Below are 588 nucleotides of genomic sequence, written 5' to 3'. Positions count from 1 at the left end.
CCCGTATTTGATAATGTTAGGAGAATTAGCTTAAATTCTGTTGAACGAGAAAGTCTTATTATTCACGAAGTAAAAATACCAAATAATAAAGCAAAAAGATTTTGGGACTTGCTATTTTTTGAAAACACCTATATGAACAAAAATGCTGAAGAAATATTTAGGAGGCTTCTGAAAGAAATAAAGCCAGATATTGTTCATTTTCAACATCTAATAGGCATATCTACTACTTTAATATATATCGCTAAAGAATTTAACATTCCAACTGTTCTTACACTACATGATTATTGGTTTATGTGTCCGAATATTCAGTTGCTTAAATATGGCTACACAATTTGCGAAGAGCCAGAACCGAACAAATGTCGTGAATGCTGGGTGAAGAAACAATCTAAAGGATTTTCTGAAGCTTTGAGGAAATATTATATTCCTAAACATTTAACCAAAAAATCTCTGGAATTTATTATAAGAGCCTTTAATCCTTCAGAAAAATTTAAAAAAAGAAATGAATATCTGAAGTCTCTGCTCTTAAATGTTGACAAACTTATAGCTCCTTCAAGATTTTTAAGAGAAATGTTCATTAGATATGGGGTT

The 588-nt window shown here is 30.1% G+C and carries 1 protein-coding gene; it reads left to right on the top strand.

Features of this window, described 5'->3' with window-relative positions:
* On the top strand, nt 1-588 hold a 588-nt coding region (locus E3E37_RS10745; protein WP_167717333.1), incomplete at both ends, for a glycosyltransferase.

Source organism: Thermococcus sp. ES12 (genome assembly GCF_012027515.1).
Lineage (GTDB): Archaea > Methanobacteriota_B > Thermococci > Thermococcales > Thermococcaceae > Thermococcus > Thermococcus barossii.
This window is presented reverse-complemented; position numbering and strand designations above follow the sequence as displayed.